Origin of the sequence: Hydrogenophaga borbori (genome assembly GCF_003417535.1) — a bacterium.
GTDB lineage: Bacteria > Pseudomonadota > Gammaproteobacteria > Burkholderiales > Burkholderiaceae_C > Hydrogenophaga > Hydrogenophaga borbori.
In genome coordinates, this window is record NZ_QVLS01000007.1 from 1 (window position 1) to 15361 (window position 15361).

General features: G+C 68.6%; 17 protein-coding genes. 8 read left to right on the forward strand and 9 right to left on the reverse strand.

Translation table 11 applies throughout. The annotated features are described in order from the left end of the window. Positions 1 to 327 precede the first annotated feature (327 nt). Positions 328 to 798 carry a hypothetical protein gene (locus tag DY262_RS12275; RefSeq protein ID WP_147326225.1) on the forward strand — a complete coding sequence of 157 codons (471 nt, stop codon included), beginning with the start codon at positions 328 to 330 and terminating at the stop codon, positions 796 to 798. 40 nt (positions 799 to 838) lie between these two features. Here the strand turns inward: DY262_RS12275 and DY262_RS12280 are convergent, their stop codons facing one another. Continuing rightward, the gene (locus tag DY262_RS12280; RefSeq protein WP_147326226.1) at positions 839 to 1975 is read right to left on the reverse strand and encodes a tyrosine-type recombinase/integrase; all 1137 of its coding nucleotides are present in this window, start codon (positions 1973 to 1975) and stop codon (positions 839 to 841) included. Between the two features lie 165 nt (positions 1976 to 2140). Here DY262_RS12280 and ychF point away from each other — a divergent pair, with 165 nt between their 5' ends. Then, on the forward strand, positions 2141 to 3232 hold the full coding sequence (ychF, locus tag DY262_RS12285; RefSeq protein WP_116959303.1) for a redox-regulated ATPase YchF: 1092 nt from the start codon (positions 2141 to 2143) through the stop codon (positions 3230 to 3232). A gap of 53 nt (positions 3233 to 3285) precedes the next feature. On the opposite strand, the gene DY262_RS12290 is transcribed toward ychF, so the two are convergent. From DY262_RS12290 to DY262_RS12315, 6 genes are all read right to left on the reverse strand, one after another. After that, the gene (locus tag DY262_RS12290; RefSeq protein WP_116959305.1) at positions 3286 to 3660 is read right to left on the reverse strand and encodes a hypothetical protein; all 375 of its coding nucleotides are present in this window, start codon (positions 3658 to 3660) and stop codon (positions 3286 to 3288) included. A 55-nt stretch (positions 3661 to 3715) separates the two neighbouring features. Then, positions 3716 to 4192 carry a type III secretion system chaperone gene (locus DY262_RS12295; RefSeq protein ID WP_116959307.1) on the reverse strand — a complete coding sequence of 159 codons (477 nt, stop codon included), beginning with the start codon at positions 4190 to 4192 and terminating at the stop codon, positions 3716 to 3718. Between the two features lie 235 nt (positions 4193 to 4427). After that, a complete protein-coding gene (locus tag DY262_RS12300) occupies positions 4428 to 5597 on the reverse strand; it encodes an MFS transporter (RefSeq protein WP_245980966.1) in 1170 nt (389 codons plus the stop codon). Next, the gene (locus DY262_RS12305) at positions 5594 to 6076 is read right to left on the reverse strand and encodes a YqaA family protein (RefSeq protein WP_116959309.1); all 483 of its coding nucleotides are present in this window, start codon (positions 6074 to 6076) and stop codon (positions 5594 to 5596) included. Before DY262_RS12305 ends, DY262_RS12300 begins: the two co-directional genes overlap by 4 nt. Positions 6077 to 6163: 87 nt before the next feature. Beyond that, positions 6164 to 6565 (reverse strand): hypothetical protein, encoded by a 402-nt coding sequence (locus DY262_RS12310; RefSeq protein WP_116959311.1) that lies wholly within the window; start codon positions 6563 to 6565, stop codon positions 6164 to 6166. Positions 6566 to 6647: 82 nt separating this feature from the next. Continuing rightward, positions 6648 to 8642: a hypothetical protein gene (locus DY262_RS12315; RefSeq protein ID WP_181936487.1), complete on the reverse strand. Its 1995-nt coding sequence runs from the start codon at positions 8640 to 8642 to the stop codon at positions 6648 to 6650. A 297-nt stretch (positions 8643 to 8939) separates the two neighbouring features. On the opposite strand from DY262_RS12315, the gene dusB reads away from it, so the two are divergent. From dusB to purH, 3 genes are read left to right on the forward strand one after another with little or no spacing between them, the layout of a single operon-like run. Beyond that, positions 8940 to 9968 (forward strand): tRNA dihydrouridine synthase DusB, encoded by a 1029-nt coding sequence (gene dusB / locus DY262_RS12320; RefSeq protein WP_116959315.1) that lies wholly within the window; start codon positions 8940 to 8942, stop codon positions 9966 to 9968. Further along, entirely contained in the window at positions 9965 to 10204 is a 240-nt protein-coding gene (locus DY262_RS12325) for a Fis family transcriptional regulator (protein WP_070397327.1), read from the forward strand. Before dusB ends, DY262_RS12325 begins: the two co-directional genes overlap by 4 nt. Before the next feature lie 26 nt (positions 10205 to 10230). After that, the gene (gene purH / locus DY262_RS12330) at positions 10231 to 11817 is read left to right on the forward strand and encodes a bifunctional phosphoribosylaminoimidazolecarboxamide formyltransferase/IMP cyclohydrolase (protein ID WP_116959317.1); all 1587 of its coding nucleotides are present in this window, start codon (positions 10231 to 10233) and stop codon (positions 11815 to 11817) included. Positions 11818 to 11903: 86 nt separating this feature from the next. Here purH and hemL read toward each other — a convergent pair whose 3' ends face one another. Both hemL and thiD read right to left on the reverse strand, forming a co-directional pair. After that, positions 11904 to 13205 carry a glutamate-1-semialdehyde 2,1-aminomutase gene (hemL, locus tag DY262_RS12335; protein WP_116959319.1) on the reverse strand — a complete coding sequence of 434 codons (1302 nt, stop codon included), beginning with the start codon at positions 13203 to 13205 and terminating at the stop codon, positions 11904 to 11906. 7 nt (positions 13206 to 13212) lie between these two features. Beyond that, positions 13213 to 14160: a bifunctional hydroxymethylpyrimidine kinase/phosphomethylpyrimidine kinase gene (thiD, locus tag DY262_RS12340; RefSeq protein ID WP_070397330.1), complete on the reverse strand. Its 948-nt coding sequence runs from the start codon at positions 14158 to 14160 to the stop codon at positions 13213 to 13215. Between the two features lie 149 nt (positions 14161 to 14309). On the opposite strand from thiD, the gene DY262_RS12345 reads away from it, so the two are divergent. From DY262_RS12345 to DY262_RS12355, 3 genes are all read left to right on the forward strand, one after another. Then, a complete protein-coding gene (locus DY262_RS12345) occupies positions 14310 to 14483 on the forward strand; it encodes a rubredoxin (RefSeq protein WP_083292799.1) in 174 nt (57 codons plus the stop codon). 93 nt (positions 14484 to 14576) lie between these two features. Next, positions 14577 to 14978 carry a response regulator gene (locus DY262_RS12350; protein WP_175442774.1) on the forward strand — a complete coding sequence of 134 codons (402 nt, stop codon included), beginning with the start codon at positions 14577 to 14579 and terminating at the stop codon, positions 14976 to 14978. Continuing rightward, entirely contained in the window at positions 14978 to 15343 is a 366-nt protein-coding gene (locus tag DY262_RS12355; RefSeq protein WP_070397331.1) for a response regulator, read from the forward strand. The genes DY262_RS12350 and DY262_RS12355 overlap by 1 nt, the downstream gene beginning before the upstream one ends. Positions 15344 to 15361: the final 18 nt, after the last annotated feature.

A 15361-nucleotide genomic window follows, 5' to 3' on the forward strand; every position in this document is an offset into this window, starting at 1 on the left:
CGCCCCCATGAGTCCCTCGGCCGAATCCCACCGGTCGAGTACCGTGTCAAACTGTTCCCCAACCTCTACTTCTGACTGGCTCAGGAATTCGAGGGGACCACACAGGTCACCATCCCCAGCTTTTCGATCCGGATCAGGGACGACGGCGAGGTCGAGGGCGACCCCATCACCCTTCACGTTCGATTCGACGTCTGCCCAACTTGGATACAGATAGCAAAGAGGCACTTAGACGACGCCCAGCAGGCGAAGGGTCGGAGGGACGAAGTGTGGGCTGGGTCTGATGGTGCGGCGAAGGCTCAGGCGCTGGAGGCGGAGTTTGAGGCATCGATGCTCGCCATCATGTCGGCAGCGATCGCCTGGGACGCCCTGTACGCCATTCTTCGCGAGCACGTCGCCATTCCTGCGGTCATGGCAGAGGCTTGGCGACGTGGGCGTACTGCTCGCTATACGCAAGTCGCTGAAACCGTGAGGCGCGCCTTCGTGCTCAAGCCGAAGGGGGCGGCAGTCCTTCGCTCGAACCTCCGGAAGATGTACGCGGCCCGCGACATGGCCGTTCATCCATCGGGAAAGATCTCGGCGCCCATACTTCATCCCGAACTGGACGTTGGCTTGGAGTGGCGGTTTGTGTACTTTCGAGCCCAGAACGCAGCTACCGTGGTCCTGGGCGCGGCGGGGATGCTTTTCGATCTCGCGAAGAACGGACGTGCTAAGAACACCAAGGTGGCCGAGTATCAGAAAGCCCTTCTTGTGCGCCTGCAGGAGATCTTTCCCGATGGCGTTCCACAGCTTGCTACCTGACGGCGGTCGGCTGTGATGCCAGCATGGCTCGTCAGTCAGGTCATTGCGCTGTGATTGCGGCGTCGAGACTGGCCTGAATGCGCTCCAGAGGCGCCTTGACGTCCTCCACGCCGAGCTGCACGTAGTGCCGGTGCAGCACGTCACCCTTCTGCGGCGTGTGGTTCAAGATGCGCCGCAGCACCGCGTCACCCACCCCCAGGCGCTCACCCACGGTCGCCAGCAGCTTGCGCAGGTCGTGCAGCATGAACGCAGGCGAGCCCACCCGGGCCGCCATCTTCGACAGGTGCCCGGCCGCCACGCCCTTGAACAGCGCATCGCCCGGCTGCAGACCCGAGCAGCGCCGTTCCAGCATCTCGCGCATGGCCGGCGTGATGGGCAGGCTGAGGGGCTTGCCGTTCTTGGTCTCAGGAATGCTCAGGACGCCCGCCACGAGGTCGATCTGATCCCGGCGTAGGTCTGCACACTCGTTGCGACGCAGGCCCGTGTAGAGCGTCAGGAGCAGGAAGTCGCGCTGGCGTTCACCCAGCTTGTCCACCGCAGCGCGCCAGGCGGGGAGGTCGGCCTCCTGCAGCACCCGGGCGCGGGGCTGGGCTCGCACCGGCAGAAGGCCCACCGCAGCCAGCTTGGTGAAGGGCGAGGCCAGATCCAGGCCGTGCAGCGCGTTCGCGTACTTCATGACTGCGCCCACCACGCCCCGGGCCAGCTCGACCAAGGCCGCGCCGCTGCGCTGCACGAACGCCCGGCAGTGCTCGGTGAATTCGAGCTGCCCCAGCTCCGACACGGGCCGATCGAGCCAGGCACCGAAGTGCGTGCGCAGCAGCGATCCATAGCGCGATTGGCTCGATGGCTTTATGCGCTTGTCGCGGCAGTAGTCGGCATGGACCTCGCGCAGGGTGGGCGACGGGGCAGGGGCTGCGGGCCTATGCGGGCGCTCGCCCCGGCGGCACTTGGCCAGCACATCCATGGCCTGTGCCCGGGCCTCCTGGACGCTCATGAGCGGCCAGTGGCCCAGGTTCATGCGGAACTGCTTGCCCGCCACGCTCGTGGCGACCCGAAACGTCACCTTGCGCGGGTTCAAGCGCACGCAGAAGCCGCTGAGCATGCGGTCGCGCAGGATGCGCCCATCGCGCACCGTGGCGCGAAGGAGCAAGGACTCGCTGATTAGTACAATCGGCACCAGTTTCTCCCAGGCAAAACGAGGACAAACTCCTCGGCAAGCCGCTGCTCCCCCACCCACTTCCAGACCAGCGCCCGGCTCGGGCGCACCGCGCGAATCGGGCACCTCCACCACGCCGGTGTTGGGCTCGATGGTGCAGATGGGGTTGATTTACAAGGACTTTTCATGAGCTTGAAATGCGGCATCGTGGGCCTGCCCAACGTGGGCAAGTCCACGCTCTTCAACGCCCTCACCAAGGCCGGCATCGCGGCCGAGAACTACCCCTTCTGCACCATCGAGCCCAACACGGGCGTGGTCGAGGTGCCCGATCCGCGCCTGGCGCAACTGGCCGCGATCGTCAAACCCGAGCGCATCGTGCCGGCCATCGTGGAGTTCGTGGACATCGCCGGCCTGGTGGCGGGCGCGAGCACCGGCGAGGGCTTGGGCAACAAGTTCCTCGCGCACATCCGCGAGACCGACGCCATCGTCAACGTGGTGCGCTGTTTCGAAGACCCGAACGTGATCCACGTGGCCAACAAGGTCGACCCCATCGCCGACATCGAGGTCATCCAGACCGAGCTCTGCCTGGCCGACCTGGCCTCGGTGGAAAAGGCCATTCACCGCATCAGCAAGACCGCGCGCTCGGGCGACAAGGAGTCGATCAAGCAACTGGCCATCCTGGAGAAATGCCAGGCCGCGCTCAACGACACCCAGCCGGTGCGCACCATCGATTTCAGCAAGGAAGAACAGGCGCAGCTCAAGCAGTTCTTCCTCATCACGGCCAAGCCCGCGATGTTCGTGGCCAACGTGTCGGAAGACGGCTTCGAGAACAACCCGCTGCTCGAGCGCCTGCAGGCCTTCGCCGCCAAGCAGAACGCCCCCGTGGTCGCCATCTGCGCCAAGATCGAGGCCGAACTCGCCGAGATGGACGACGCCGACCGGCTCGAGTTCCTCAAGGAGCTGGGGCAGGAGGAGCCCGGCCTGAACCGCCTGATCCGCGCCGCCTACCAGCTGCTGGGCCTGCAGACCTACTTCACCGCCGGTGTGAAAGAGGTGCGCGCCTGGACCATCCGCGTCGGCGACACCGGCCCCCAGGCCGCGGGCGTGATCCACACCGACTTCGAGAAGGGTTACATCCGCGCCCAGACCATCGCCTTCGACGACTACATCGCGCACGGTGGCGAGCAGGGCGCGAAGGAGGCGGGCAAGATGCGCGCCGAAGGCAAGGAGTACGTCGTCAAGGACGGCGACGTGATGAACTTCCTGTTCTCGGGCTGAAGGCCGCGGCCGCTGTCCCGCAAGAGAAAGGGGCCCCGAGGGGCCCCTTTTTTTCATGCCGACGGTGGCGCGTGCCGGGGGGCCTCGCCGTCGGCAGGCGTGTCGCCGGCCCCGGGCGACTGGCGCAGAAAGGCCATGAGCCGGCTCAGCTCCGATTGCAGCTGGGGGTCGGCCGCCGCCGCGTCGGGCAGGTGGCGGCTGCGCACCAGGGCCACGGTGGCGTCGCGACGGGCCTGGCGGCGGGTGAGGTGGTCCAGCAGCCATTCGCGGCGGGCGGTGTCGCGCGCATTGGCCGTCACCGGGTGCGCCACACCGGGCCGGCGGAAGATCAGGTGCCCCTGGGGCGCGGCCGCCTGGTGGGCGGCGCCCGCCTCGTCGGTGGCGGGCGCAGCGGTCGCGTCGTCGGAGGTGGGCGTGGGGGTGGACATGCGAGGTGCCTCAGGGATGTTGAAACGGGCGTTCGTTCGTGGGCGCGAGACCGGTTCAGGCGCGCGTGAGCATCGCGCTGGGGACTTTCGGGGCCTCGCCGTCGGCCGCGACGGCGCTTTCAATGTACATGGACCACAGCAGTCGCAGGCCCTCCAGCCGCAGCATCTCGTTGGCCAGCACGATGTGCCGGTTCGACTCGTCTTCCGGGAACACGTCGTTGATGAGGAGCAGGTTGTCGTCCTCGTCGTCCTTGGCCAGGCGCATGCTGCCCAGTTCGCCCCACAGCAGGTTGAAGGTGAGGGCGGCCGAGTGAACCTTGGCGCGCGCCTCGGGCGCCGGTTCGCCCAGTGCGGTGGTGAGCACCAGTCGCAGGGGGTGCTGGGCCCACTCCACGACGCATTCGCCGCCGGTTTCGAAATGCACCAGCCAGGTGGCCTCGCGCAGTTCGACCACGGCCTCGACGGCCTCGCTGTGCTCGGCGGCGGCCACCAGGCAGGCGGCGGCTTCTTCGGGAGTGCGGAGTTCGGTCATGGGGCCTCGGCGGACGGTGGCTGGGGATGTGATGCCTTGAGTGGCCGGGCCGGCCGGGGCGTTCCCACCGGCAGGGGACTAGGTCGATGGGACGGGTGGGTCGAAAAAAAGCGCGGCCGCCTCTTGTAAAGGCGCCGCGCCGGGGCGATGGGGCGGCGGGGGTGTGCGCCGCGCCGCGATCGCGCGGCCCATGGGTGGCGAGGCGTTGGCGATGGTTCCACCGCCGCCTCTGGTCCTAGGCGGCTGGCGCCGGGCGCGACACCCAAGCCGCCCACCCGCTCAGGGCGATGGCTGTGGCCGCCACCACCAGGCCCACGGTGTGCAGGCTCAGCATGTGCCCTTGCGCGATCATCAGCCCGCCCAGCGCGGCCCCGAGCGCCTGCCCGCCATACATGGCCGAACTGTTCAACGCCACCGTCGCCGGCGCCAGGGCGGGCGACAAATGCACCAGCCGCGCCTGCTGCGCCGAGTTGGCCGAGAAGCAACCCAGCGCCCAGGGCACCAGCACCAGCGCCTGCAGCCAGACCGAGGCGCGGCCCAGCGGCCACAGCAGCAGCGTCAGCGCGATCAGGCTCAGGGTGATGAGCACCGCGCGCGGCGCGCCGATGCGGTCGATGGAGCGCGACACCAGCACGTTGCCCAGCAGGCCGAAGGCGCCGAACCACAGGAACAGCAGCGACAGCCCGGCGCCGTTCAGCCCGTGCGTCTGCGCGAAATAGGGCGCGAAGTACGAGAACAGCGTGAACTGCGAGAAGGCCGAGAGCAGGGTCACGCCCACCGCCATCATGAGCGGTGCCGAGCCCAGGGTGCGGCCCCAGGCCTCGCGCGAGAGCGCGGCGGGCCGCACGCCGTCGGGCATGGCGCGCCAGACCCAGAGGCTGACCAGCCAGGCCGAGACCGCCACCAGGCCAAAGGCCCAGCGCCAGCCCCAGGCCCCGCCGATCCAGGCAGCCAGTGGCATGCCCATCACCGACGCCACCGACCAGCCCAAGAACACGAAGGTGATGCCGCGCCCGCGCTGCTCGGGCGGCACCAGCAGGCCCACGCAGGCCGCGGCCTGCGGCGTGAACACGGCGGGCGACATCACCGCCAGCACGCGCAGGGGCATGAGGGTGGCGTAGTTGGGCGCCAGCGCGCAGGCCGCGTGCAGCAGGCCGTACCAGATCAGCGAGCCCGTCAGCAGGCGCCGCCGGTCCCAGCCCGCCACCAGGCCGGCGAACAGCGGCGCGCCCAGGCCCATGAGGATGGCGGCGGCCGTGATCAGTTGCCCGGCCTGCGGCACCGAAATGCCCAGCGACTGGCTGATGTCGTTCAGCGTGCCGGGCACCACCATGACCCCCGTGCCGATGACGAGGTTGCCGATCATGAGGGCCCAGAGGATGGGGGCGGACGCGTCGCGGCTCACCAGGACAGCCCTTCGGGAAACACCCACAGCAGCGCGGCCGTCATGGTGAGGTAGCGCGCGAACTTGCCGACGGCCATGTAGGCCACGCAGGGCCAGAACGGAAAGCGCAGCCAGCCGGCCACGGCGCACAGCGGATCGCCGACCACGGGCAGCCAGCTCAGCAGGCAGGCCTTGGGGCCGAAGCGCTCCAGCCAGCGCAGGGCGCGCAGCTCGGTGCTGTTGCCGCGCGCCCGGTCCACCAGCCGGTGCGTGCCCAGGCCCATGGCCCAGCTCACGGCGCCACCCAGCGTATTGCCGGCCGTGGCCACCAGCACGGCGGGCCAGAACAGCTCGGGGTTGAGTTTGATGAGCCCGAAGACGGCGGGCTCGGAGCCCATGGGCAACAGCGTGGCCGAGACGAAAGCCACCACGAAGACGGTCGTCAGCCCGACCTCGGGCAGGGCGAGCAGTTGGGCGAGGTGCTGGAACCAGGGGGGCATGGGCGCGGCGGGTGGGCCGCGCGGATTCTGTCACCGATCAAGAGACCCGCGCGCCACCTCGGTCGGCGCGCGGGGCGAGGCATCGCCTCAGAACGCGTTCTTGACCGCCTCTTTGAGTTCCTCCGTGACCACGAGGTGATCGCGGGGCATCTTGCCGCTGTGGATGTCCCGTTGTTCAAGGTTGCGGAGGTGGTCGCGCAGCAGGCCGGTCCATATGGCCTGGTTGCTGCCTTTGTCCGCGTGTTTCTGGTAGGCCGTATCGGCCAGCTTCTGAAGCACCACGCGCGCCGACGGCCGGACGGCTTTCACCGGGGGCGGGTTCGAAGCCGTTCGCAGGGCAATGCCCGACCCTTTGACCTTGCTGGCGTAGACCACCTTGCCCACGGGGGCCTTGAGGATCGCATCGCGCCATTGACTCTGTTGGTTGAAGGGCCCGGTTTTGGGGGAGGCGAACAGCTTGACGAGGGGTTTGAGGACTTTGGCAACCATGGGGCGTTTCCTGGTGAAGGGTGGCTGAGGCGGTGGGACAGATGGCGACGTGGGCACCGACGGGTTCTTGACGGTGGCTTGTTCAAGCCTGTCCGCGCGAACCTGGGGAGCGGCGGTTGAGCAGTCGCCGGGCCTGCTTGATCCGCTGGTGCGCTTCTTCCTGCTCGGCGTTCTTCGCGGCGTTCTGCGCGGATTTCATGCTGGCCGGAGAGGATTGCAGTCGAGGGCGACCCATTGGGGCATCCGCTTCGGCCTCTGACAGCGCCAGGGGGCCGGGGGTGGCCTGAGGCAGCGGGCGAGGTTCATCGAACTCGAAAAAGGACGGGTCTCCATAGAGTTCGACGTTCGGCATCGCGGCCAACATCGCATCGACTTGTTCGAACGTCGTGCCGTGGGTGTCGGGCAGCGGCCGCCGTTGCGGCGGCGTGGCGGGGCGGGGCGGTGACAGGGGCGTTGTGTCTGAGGCCTCTTCGCCCAAAGGCCCGAGGGTGGGACGGATGTCTTCAAGAAAGCGGCTCAAGTCCTCGTCTGTCGGCACCGAGACAGGCCGCGGCGACCGCACCAGCCGGTCGCTGCCCAGGCCCTGGAGGTGTTCCGACAGCGCGGCGTCGACATCCGGATCGGTCTTCCATGGCGCGAGAGGACGCGGCACGGAGGCGACGCCCCTGGGGTGCTCGGGGGTCGAGAAGATGCGGTCGAAAGTCTGCCGGTCCGCGTCCGACAAGCCGCCCGATGGGTCCCTCAGCGGACCCGCGTCCGCCCTGTCCTGGGGCCGGCGGCGAGGGCTTCTCAGCGGCTTGAACAGGCTGTCTTTTTCAGCCCCCCGGTGGGCCCTGACCCAGGGCTGGCGCGGCGACGCCAGGGTGGGTGTGCCCACAGGGGTGAGCTCGGCGGGGGGTGGGTGGTGGGGGCGGGGCGGGCGGCTCCAGTGCCTGAGCACCGCGCGCAGCTGGGCGTTGTCTCGCGCCAGCAAGGCGAGCGCCGATTGGTGGTTGGCCATCGGGGGGCCCTTCCCATCCGCCAATGCCTTGGCCGTGGCCAGCAGCGTTTCTCCCAGGTCCAGCAAGAACACTTTGTCTGGCGTGGGCAGGCCGGCGGGCAGTTGGCCGTCAGCCACGGCGCCCAGAAGATCGCGGGCGGCGGCGGTCAGGTCGCCGATCAGCTGCTCGAAGCAGGCCACGTAGCCTTCGCAGCAGGTGCGCATTTCGCCGAGGTCGCCATCGGACTGCGCCTGCTTGAGCGCCTGCAGGGCGTCGCTGCAGTTCTGCAGCAGGGTCTGCAAGTGCTGGGAAAACCGCAAGGGAGTGAAGGCCTCTTCGATGTCCTGCGGGCACGCCAGGCCCTCCCACACGTCTCGCAACTGCCTGGCCTGAGGCCCATCGGGGCGATCAATTGCCGTTTGAAGGATTTGCAGCAGGGGCGCCAATTGGCCAAGCGCGCCCGCCTGCAGGTTGGCCGGTGGGGGCCCTGCGTCGGGTTCCCCTCGCGAGGCCTTGCCGGCCGCTTCGCGGTAGGCGTCCGACAGGGTTTGGGCGTTGTGGGCCATGTGGTCTGGCGCCAGCACCTGGGACGTGGGGAGTTGCGGGGGCCGTTGCCGCTGGTCATCGAACCCTTGCCTGTAGGCCTCATCGGCGCTTCGGGCCCGCGCCGCGGCGTCGCTGCACTGGTGCAGCTGGCGGTGCAGCATGTCCTGGTAGATGTGAAGAGCCTCCTGCACCGGCAGGCCCTTGCCAAGGGGGCGCTGAAGGAGTTGCTCCAGTTGCATGCGGCCCTGCTTCGCGATCTCGGGGCTCAGGCTGTGCTGGTGCTGGTCCAGTGTCTTGAGGAGGAAGGTCAGCGCCTCCGTGCTTGTTTCCGCGAGCTGCCGCCGATGGCTGAAGGGGTTCAATACCCTGGCGATCAGGCCGCCGCGCCGGGCTTTCAGGTCGAGCACGGTGTCCGGGTTCAGCGTCTTGTTCTCTTGCAGGGACAACACGCCACCGGGGTGCTTCTTGTTGATCTTGTTGAGCCTGTCAACAACCGCCTGCAGCGGGTGCTGGCCGGGGGGAAGTTGTTTCTTGCCGGATGAGGCTTTCATGTCGGGATCAGCTTGAGAGCGCCAGAGGTTTGCGGTTGCTCGGGTGCCGCGGTCCAGCAAGGCGATGGACTGCATGCGACAACTGGGTCCCCGCGGCGCGCAATGGGTTCCGTGCCGTCGCCAGGCCATATGGCCGATGGCGGGTCGCCGGCGCTGGCGCTGGCGCGGGCGGCGCCTGCGGTGGGGCTGGCGGCGGTTCGTCTGCTGAAAATTTGAGCAGATACAATCCGCCCTCCGCCGCCGGCCCGTCCCCGGCGTTCCCCTCCGAACCCGCCGTCCAGCCAGTTCCGCCACGCCATGCAGATCGGGGCCCACGTCCTGCCCAATGCCCTGTTCGTCGCGCCCATGGCCGGGGTGACGGACCGGCCCTTTCGCAAGCTGTGCAAGCGGCTGGGCGCGGGCTACGCGGTGAGCGAGATGGTGACCAGCCGGCGCGAACTCTGGGACAGCCTCAAGACCTCGCGCCGCGCCAACCACGAAGGCGAGTCCGCGCCGATCGCCGTGCAGATCGCGGGCACCGACCCCCAGTCCATGGCCGACGCGGCCCGCTACAACATCGACCGCGGCGCGCGCATCATCGACATCAACATGGGCTGCCCGGCCAAGAAGGTCTGCAACAAGTGGGCCGGCAGCGCGCTCATGCAGGACGAGGCACTCGCGATCGGCATCGTCGAGGCCGTGGTGCGGGCCTGCGAGCCGCAGGGCGTGCCGGTCACGCTCAAGATGCGCACCGGCTGGTGCGCCGCGGTGCGCAACGCGCCGGTGCTGGCCCTGGCCGCCGAGAGCGCGGGCGTGCAGATGCTCACGGTGCACGGCCGCACGCGCGAGCAGGGCTACAAGGGCCAGGCGGAACACGACACCGTGGCCCACATCAAGAGCCGCGTGCGCATTCCGGTGGTGGCCAACGGCGACATCGATTCCCCCGAGGCCGCGCGCGAGGTGCTGCGGCGCACCGGCGCCGACGCCGTCATGGTCGGCCGCGCGGCGCAGGGGCGGCCGTGGATCTTCCGCGAGATCGCGCACTTCCTGGCCACGGGCGAGCACCTGCCGCCGCCCGCGCTGTCGCAGGTGAAGGGCTGGCTGCTCGACCACCTGGACGACCACTACGACCTGTACGGCGAAGACACCGGCGTGCGCAGCGCGCGCAAGCACCTGGGCTGGTACGTGCAATCGCTGGCCCTGCCCGCGGGCGAGGCCGCGCGTTTTCGCGCGAGCGTCAACGCCACCCACACCATCGATGACCAACGCCGTGTCGTCAGCCAGGCCTTCGATGCCTGGATGGCCGCGGACTTCGGCGATCGCGCCGACTGGAAGCTGGCCGCATGAAAAAGACCAATCCGCTGGACGAGTGCATCCGCGACAGCCTCGAGGGCTACTTTCGCGACCTCGATGGCACCGAGCCCGCCCACCTGTACGACATGCTGGTGAAAGCGGTCGAGCGCCCCCTGCTCGAGGTGGTGATGGCCCAGGCCCAGTACAACCAGTCGCGCGCGGCGCAGTGGCTGGGCCTGAACCGCAACACCTTGCGCAAGAAGCTGCTCGACCACGGCCTGCTCGACTGAATCCCCAACCTTTCCCCTCCCTTCCCATGCGCGCTCTCCTCTCCGTTTCCGACAAGACCGGCATCGTCGACCTTGCCCGTTCGCTGCACGCCCTCGGCGTGACCCTGTTGTCCACCGGCGGCACCGCCAAGCTGCTGGCCGGGCAGGGCCTGCCCGTGACCGAGGTGGCCGAGGTGACCGGCTTTCCCGAGATGCTCGATGGCCGCGTGAAGACGCTGCACCCCAAGGTGCACGGCGGCCTGCTGGCGCGGCGCGACCTGCCCGAGCACATGGCCGCGCTGCGCGAGCACGGCATCCAGACCATCGACATCCTGGTGGTGAACCTCTACCCCTTCGAGGCCACGGTGGCCAAGGCCGGCTGCACGCTGGCCGACGCGATCGAGAACATCGACATCGGCGGCCCGGCCATGGTGCGCAGCGCCGCCAAGAACTGGAAGGACGTGGCCGTGCTCACCGACGCCTCGCAGTACGCGGGCGTGGTCGAGGAGCTGCAGGCCAGCGGCAGGCTCAGCGACAAGACGCGCTTCGGCCTGTCGGTGGCGGCGTTCAACCGCATCAGCAACTACGACGGCGCCATCAGCGATTACCTGTCCTCCATCGCGTTCGACGCGGCGGACGAGGTGCCGAAGCGCAGCGCCTATTCGGCCCAGGCCAATGGCCGCTTCATCAAGCTGCAGGACCTGCGCTACGGCGAGAACCCGCACCAGACGGCCGCCTTCTACCGCGACCTGTACCCCGCGCCGGGCTCGCTGGTCACCGCAAAGCAACTGCAGGGCAAGGAGCTCTCGTACAACAACATCGCCGATGCCGACGCCGCCTGGGAATGCGTCAAGAGCTTCGACGAGCCGGCCTGCGTCATCGTCAAGCACGCCAACCCTTGCGGCGTGGCCGTGGGCGGCGGCCCGCTGCAGGCCTACCAGAAGGCCTTCCAGACCGACCCGACCAGCGCCTTCGGCGGCATCATCGCCTTCAACCGCCCGCTCGACGGTGCGGCGGCCGAGGCCATCAGCAAGCAGTTCGTTGAAGTGCTGATGGCGCCCGCGTATTCACCCGAGGCGCTGGCCGTGTTCAAGGCCAAGGCCAATGTGCGCGTGCTGCAGATCGATCTGCCGCCCGGCGGCCCCACCGCCTGGGACAAGGGGCTGAACCTCTCCGACGTGAAGCGCGTGGGCTCGGGCCTGCTGATTCAGTCGGCCGACAACCACGTGCTCCAGCGTGAGGACCTGAAGGTGGTGACGACGCTGCAGCCCACGCCGCAGCAGCTCGAAGACCTGCTGTTCGCCTGGAAGGTGGCCAAGTTCGTCAAGTCCAACGCCATCGTCTTCTGCAAGGACGGCATGACCATGGGCGTGGGCGCGGGGCAGATGAGCCGCCTCGACTCGGCGCGCATCGCCAGCATCAAGGCGGGCCACGCGAATCTATCGCTGCAGGGCACGGCGGTGGCCAGCGACGCCTTCTTCCCGTTCCGCGACGGCCTGGACGTGGTGGTCGACGCCGGCGCCAGCTGCGTGATCCAGCCCGGCGGCTCCATGCGCGACCAGGAGGTCATCGATGCCGCGAACGAGCGCGGCGTGGCGATGGTGTTCTCGGGTGTGCGGCACTTCCGGCACTGAGCTGGCGCGGGCCCGCTGCCCACACCCCGACAAACAAAAAGGCCGCCCGAGGGCGGCCTTTTTGTTTGTCGGGGCGAACCGCAGCCTCAAGCCGCCAGCTGCCTGAACACCGCGCTGGCCGCCGCCACCGTGTCGGCGATGTCCTGCTCGCTGTGGGCCGCGCTCACGAAGCCGGCCTCGTACAGCGCGGGTGCGATGTAGACGCCGCGCTCGAGCAGGCCGTGGAAGAGGGCGTTGAACCGGGCGCCCTCGGTCTTCATGACGGCCTGGTAGTTCTGCGGCAGTCCGGGCATGAGGAAGAAGCCGAACATGCCGCCCTCGGCGTCCACGCTGAAGGGCACGCCGGCCTGGTCGGCCGCGGCCTTCAGTCCATCGACCAGCTGACGCGTGCGCGCCGACAGGGCCTCGAAGAAGCCAGGCCGGCGGATCTCGGCCAGGGTGGCCAGGCCGCAGGCCGTGGCCACCGGGTTGCCCGACAGCGTGCCGGCCTGATAGACCGGGCCCAGCGGCGCGAGCTGCTCCATCACGGCGCGCTTGCCGCCGAAGGCCGCCAGCGGCATGCCGCCGCCGATGACCTTGCCCATCACCGTCATGTCGGGCTCGAAGCCGGGGAGCTGGCGCGCGTAGACGCTCTGCGCGCCGCCCAGGGCCACGCGAAAGCCCGTCATGACCTCGTCGAACACCAGCAGGGCGCCGTGCCGGGTGCACAGCTCGCGGCAGCGAGCCATGAAGGGCAGGCTGGCGCGCACGAAGTTCATGTTGCCGGCGATGGGCTCGATCATCAGGCAGGCGATGTCGGCGCCGTGCTCGGCGAAGGCGGCGTCGAGCTGCTCCAGGTTGTTGTACTCGAGCACCAGGGTGTGCTGCACCACCTCGGGCGGCACGCCCGCGCTGGTGGGGTTGCCGAAGGTGGCCAGGCCCGAGCCGGCCTTGACCAGCAGGGCGTCGGCGTGGCCGTGGTAGCAGCCCTCGAACTTGATGATCTTGCGCCGGCCGGTGGCGCCGCGCGCCAGCCGGATCGCGCTCATGCCGGCCTCGGTGCCCGAGCTGACCAGGCGCACCATCTCCAGGCTGGGCACCAGGGACACGATGGCCTCGGCGAGCTCGACCTCCCGCTCGGTGGGGGCGCCGAACGAGAAGCCGTCGAGCGCGGCCTTTTGCACCGCTTCGAGCACGGCGGGGTGGCCGTGGCCCAGGATCATCGGACCCCAGGAGCCGATGTAGTCGATGTAGCGCTGGCCATTGGCGTCCCAGAAGTGGGCGCCTTGCGCGCGCTGCACGAAACGCGGCGTGCCGCCGACGGCGCGGAAGGCGCGCACCGGGGAATTGACGCCGCCGGGGATCAGGGTCTTGGCGCGCTCGAACAGGTCCAGGTTGCGGTCGGGCATGGGTCGCTCAGTGTCGGGTGGTGTCCAGGGGGAAATCGCCCGCGTCCAGCGCGCTGTCGGGCGGCGCGGGATCGGTGGCGGACTCGTCGGTGGCCTCGGCGTCCTCTTCGTGGGCCCAGAACAGGCGGTCGGGCACCGCGTGGCCCATACCGGGCTGGAAGCCGGCGTCCAGGCACTGGTCCAGGTAGGTCAGGGCCTCGGCGCAGGCGGTCTGCAGGTCGGCTCCGCTGGCGATGAGGGCGCACAGCGCGGCCGACAGCGTGTCGCCGGCGCCGGCGAAGGTGGCCTCGAATCGCTCGTAACGCGCGGTGGCCAGCACGGTCTCGGGCGAGGCCAGGTGGCTTTCCAGGTGCTGGTCGGCCGCGTTGAAGCCGGTCACCAGGGTGTAGGGCACGCCGTGCACCGCCGCGGCGCGGGCGACGTCGCGTGGTCCCGGCGGGCGGTCACCTTCCCACTCGGGCAGCAGCCAGCGGCACAGCGTGCTGTGGTTGCCCACCAGCACGGTGGTCTGCGGCAGCAGCAGCTCGGTGCAGGCGTCCAGGTAGTTCTCGATGTCGAGCTCGTCCCACCAGGACAGGTCGGGCATGTAGGTGATCACCGGCACTTCGGTGTAGTCGCTGGTGATCTGGGCCACGGCGCTCAGGTTCTCGGGCGTGCCGACGAAGCCGACCTTGATCGCCCGCACGGGCATGTCCTCGAGCGCGCAGCGCGCCTGATCGACCACCGCCTCTTCGTCGAGGCTGAAGTGGTCGCGGATCGCGGAGGTGTCGCGCACGTAGGCGCCGGTGACCACCGGCAGCACGTGGGCCGACGCGCTGGACATGGCCGTCAGGTCTGCGCTCAGGCCGCCCGCCCCGCTCGGGTCGTTGGCGTTGAAGCTCATCACGCAGGGCAGGGGGGATTCGCCCGGGGCCGTGGCCTCGCGGACGACGGAGGAATCGTCGGGATCGGACATGGTGGGGGGATTGTGCGGCCTGCGCTGGCCCGCAGGCACTGTGGTGCGGGGGCCTCTGGCGCCGTCCACTCGCCTGTGAAATGACACCGCAGAGCGCTTGAACGGGCTGGATACAATCCTTGCATTCTACGATACAGACCACAAAAACCATGAGCGACAGCAAGACTTGGATGTGCCTGATCTGCGGCTGGATCTACGACGAAGCAGCAGGAGCACCCGAGCACGGCGTACCTGCCGGCACCCCCTGGGCCGACGTTCCGATGAACTGGACCTGCCCCGAGTGTGGTGCCCGCAAGGAAGATTTCGAGATGGTTCAAATCTGAGCGGACGGTGGCCAGGGGGCCGTCGATCCGTTGTCCGGGGTCCGGGCGGCGCCGCCGCATCGGGCCCGATAGTGGTTGAGGAGCCCGTCCATCGTGAGTGCAACGCCTGCCCTGAAGGTTCTCGTCGTCGACGACAGCAACACCATCCGGCGCAGCGCCGAGATTTTTCTCAAGCAAGGCGGCCATGAAGTGCTGCTGGCCGACGATGGCTTCGACGCCCTGGCCAAGATCAACGACTACCAGCCCGACCTGATCTTCTGCGACATCCTGATGCCGCGGCTGGACGGCTATCAGACCTGCGCGATCATCAAGCGCAACGCCCGCTTCGCCAGCATCCCGGTCGTCATGCTCTCGTCCAAGGACGGCGTGTTCGACAAGGCCCGCGGCCGCATGGTCGGCTCGCAGGACTACCTCACCAAGCCCTTCACCAAAGACCAGCTGTTGCAGGCCGTGCAGCAGTTCGGCGCCCATCTCAACGTCAACGGAGTTGCCTGATGCCCATCCACAAGATCCTCGTCGTCGATGATTCGAAGACCGAGCTGCTGGTCCTGTCGGATCTGTTGACCAAAAATGGCTACACGGTGCGCACCGCCGAGAATGCGGACGAGGCCTTCCGTCGTCTCGGGGAGGAAAAGCCTGATCTCATTCTGATGGACGTGGTGATGCCCGGCCAGAATGGCTTTCAGCTGACCCGCGCCATCACGCGCGATCCTCAGTATTCGAGCATCCCCATCGTCATGTGCACCAGCAAGAACCTGGAGACGGACCGCGTGTGGGGCATGCGCCAGGGGGCCCGCGACTACGTCACCAAACCGGTCAACGGCGAAGAACTGCTTTCCAAGATCCGAGCGCTGGCCTGAGGCCGTCGCCCGAACCGC

Coding starts and splice junctions, on each gene's coding strand:
- dusB (WP_116959315.1), top strand. CDS start 8,940: ATGCAGATCGGGGCCCACGTCCTGCCCAATGCCCTGTTCGTCGCGCCC.
- DY262_RS12305 (WP_116959309.1), bottom strand. CDS start 6,076: ATGCCCCCCTGGTTCCAGCACCTCGCCCAACTGCTCGCCCTGCCCGAG.
- DY262_RS12290 (WP_116959305.1), bottom strand. CDS start 3,660: ATGTCCACCCCCACGCCCACCTCCGACGACGCGACCGCTGCGCCCGCC.
- DY262_RS12295 (WP_116959307.1), bottom strand. CDS start 4,192: ATGACCGAACTCCGCACTCCCGAAGAAGCCGCCGCCTGCCTGGTGGCC.
- ychF (WP_116959303.1), top strand. CDS start 2,141: ATGAGCTTGAAATGCGGCATCGTGGGCCTGCCCAACGTGGGCAAGTCC.
- DY262_RS12355 (WP_070397331.1), top strand. CDS start 14,978: ATGCCCATCCACAAGATCCTCGTCGTCGATGATTCGAAGACCGAGCTG.
- DY262_RS12310 (WP_116959311.1), bottom strand. CDS start 6,565: ATGGTTGCCAAAGTCCTCAAACCCCTCGTCAAGCTGTTCGCCTCCCCC.
- DY262_RS12345 (WP_083292799.1), top strand. CDS start 14,310: ATGAGCGACAGCAAGACTTGGATGTGCCTGATCTGCGGCTGGATCTAC.
- DY262_RS12315 (WP_181936487.1), bottom strand. CDS start 8,642: ATGAAAGCCTCATCCGGCAAGAAACAACTTCCCCCCGGCCAGCACCCG.
- DY262_RS12275 (WP_147326225.1), top strand. CDS start 328: ATGCTCGCCATCATGTCGGCAGCGATCGCCTGGGACGCCCTGTACGCC.
- DY262_RS12325 (WP_070397327.1), top strand. CDS start 9,965: ATGAAAAAGACCAATCCGCTGGACGAGTGCATCCGCGACAGCCTCGAG.
- hemL (WP_116959319.1), bottom strand. CDS start 13,205: ATGCCCGACCGCAACCTGGACCTGTTCGAGCGCGCCAAGACCCTGATC.
- thiD (WP_070397330.1), bottom strand. CDS start 14,160: ATGTCCGATCCCGACGATTCCTCCGTCGTCCGCGAGGCCACGGCCCCG.
- purH (WP_116959317.1), top strand. CDS start 10,231: ATGCGCGCTCTCCTCTCCGTTTCCGACAAGACCGGCATCGTCGACCTT.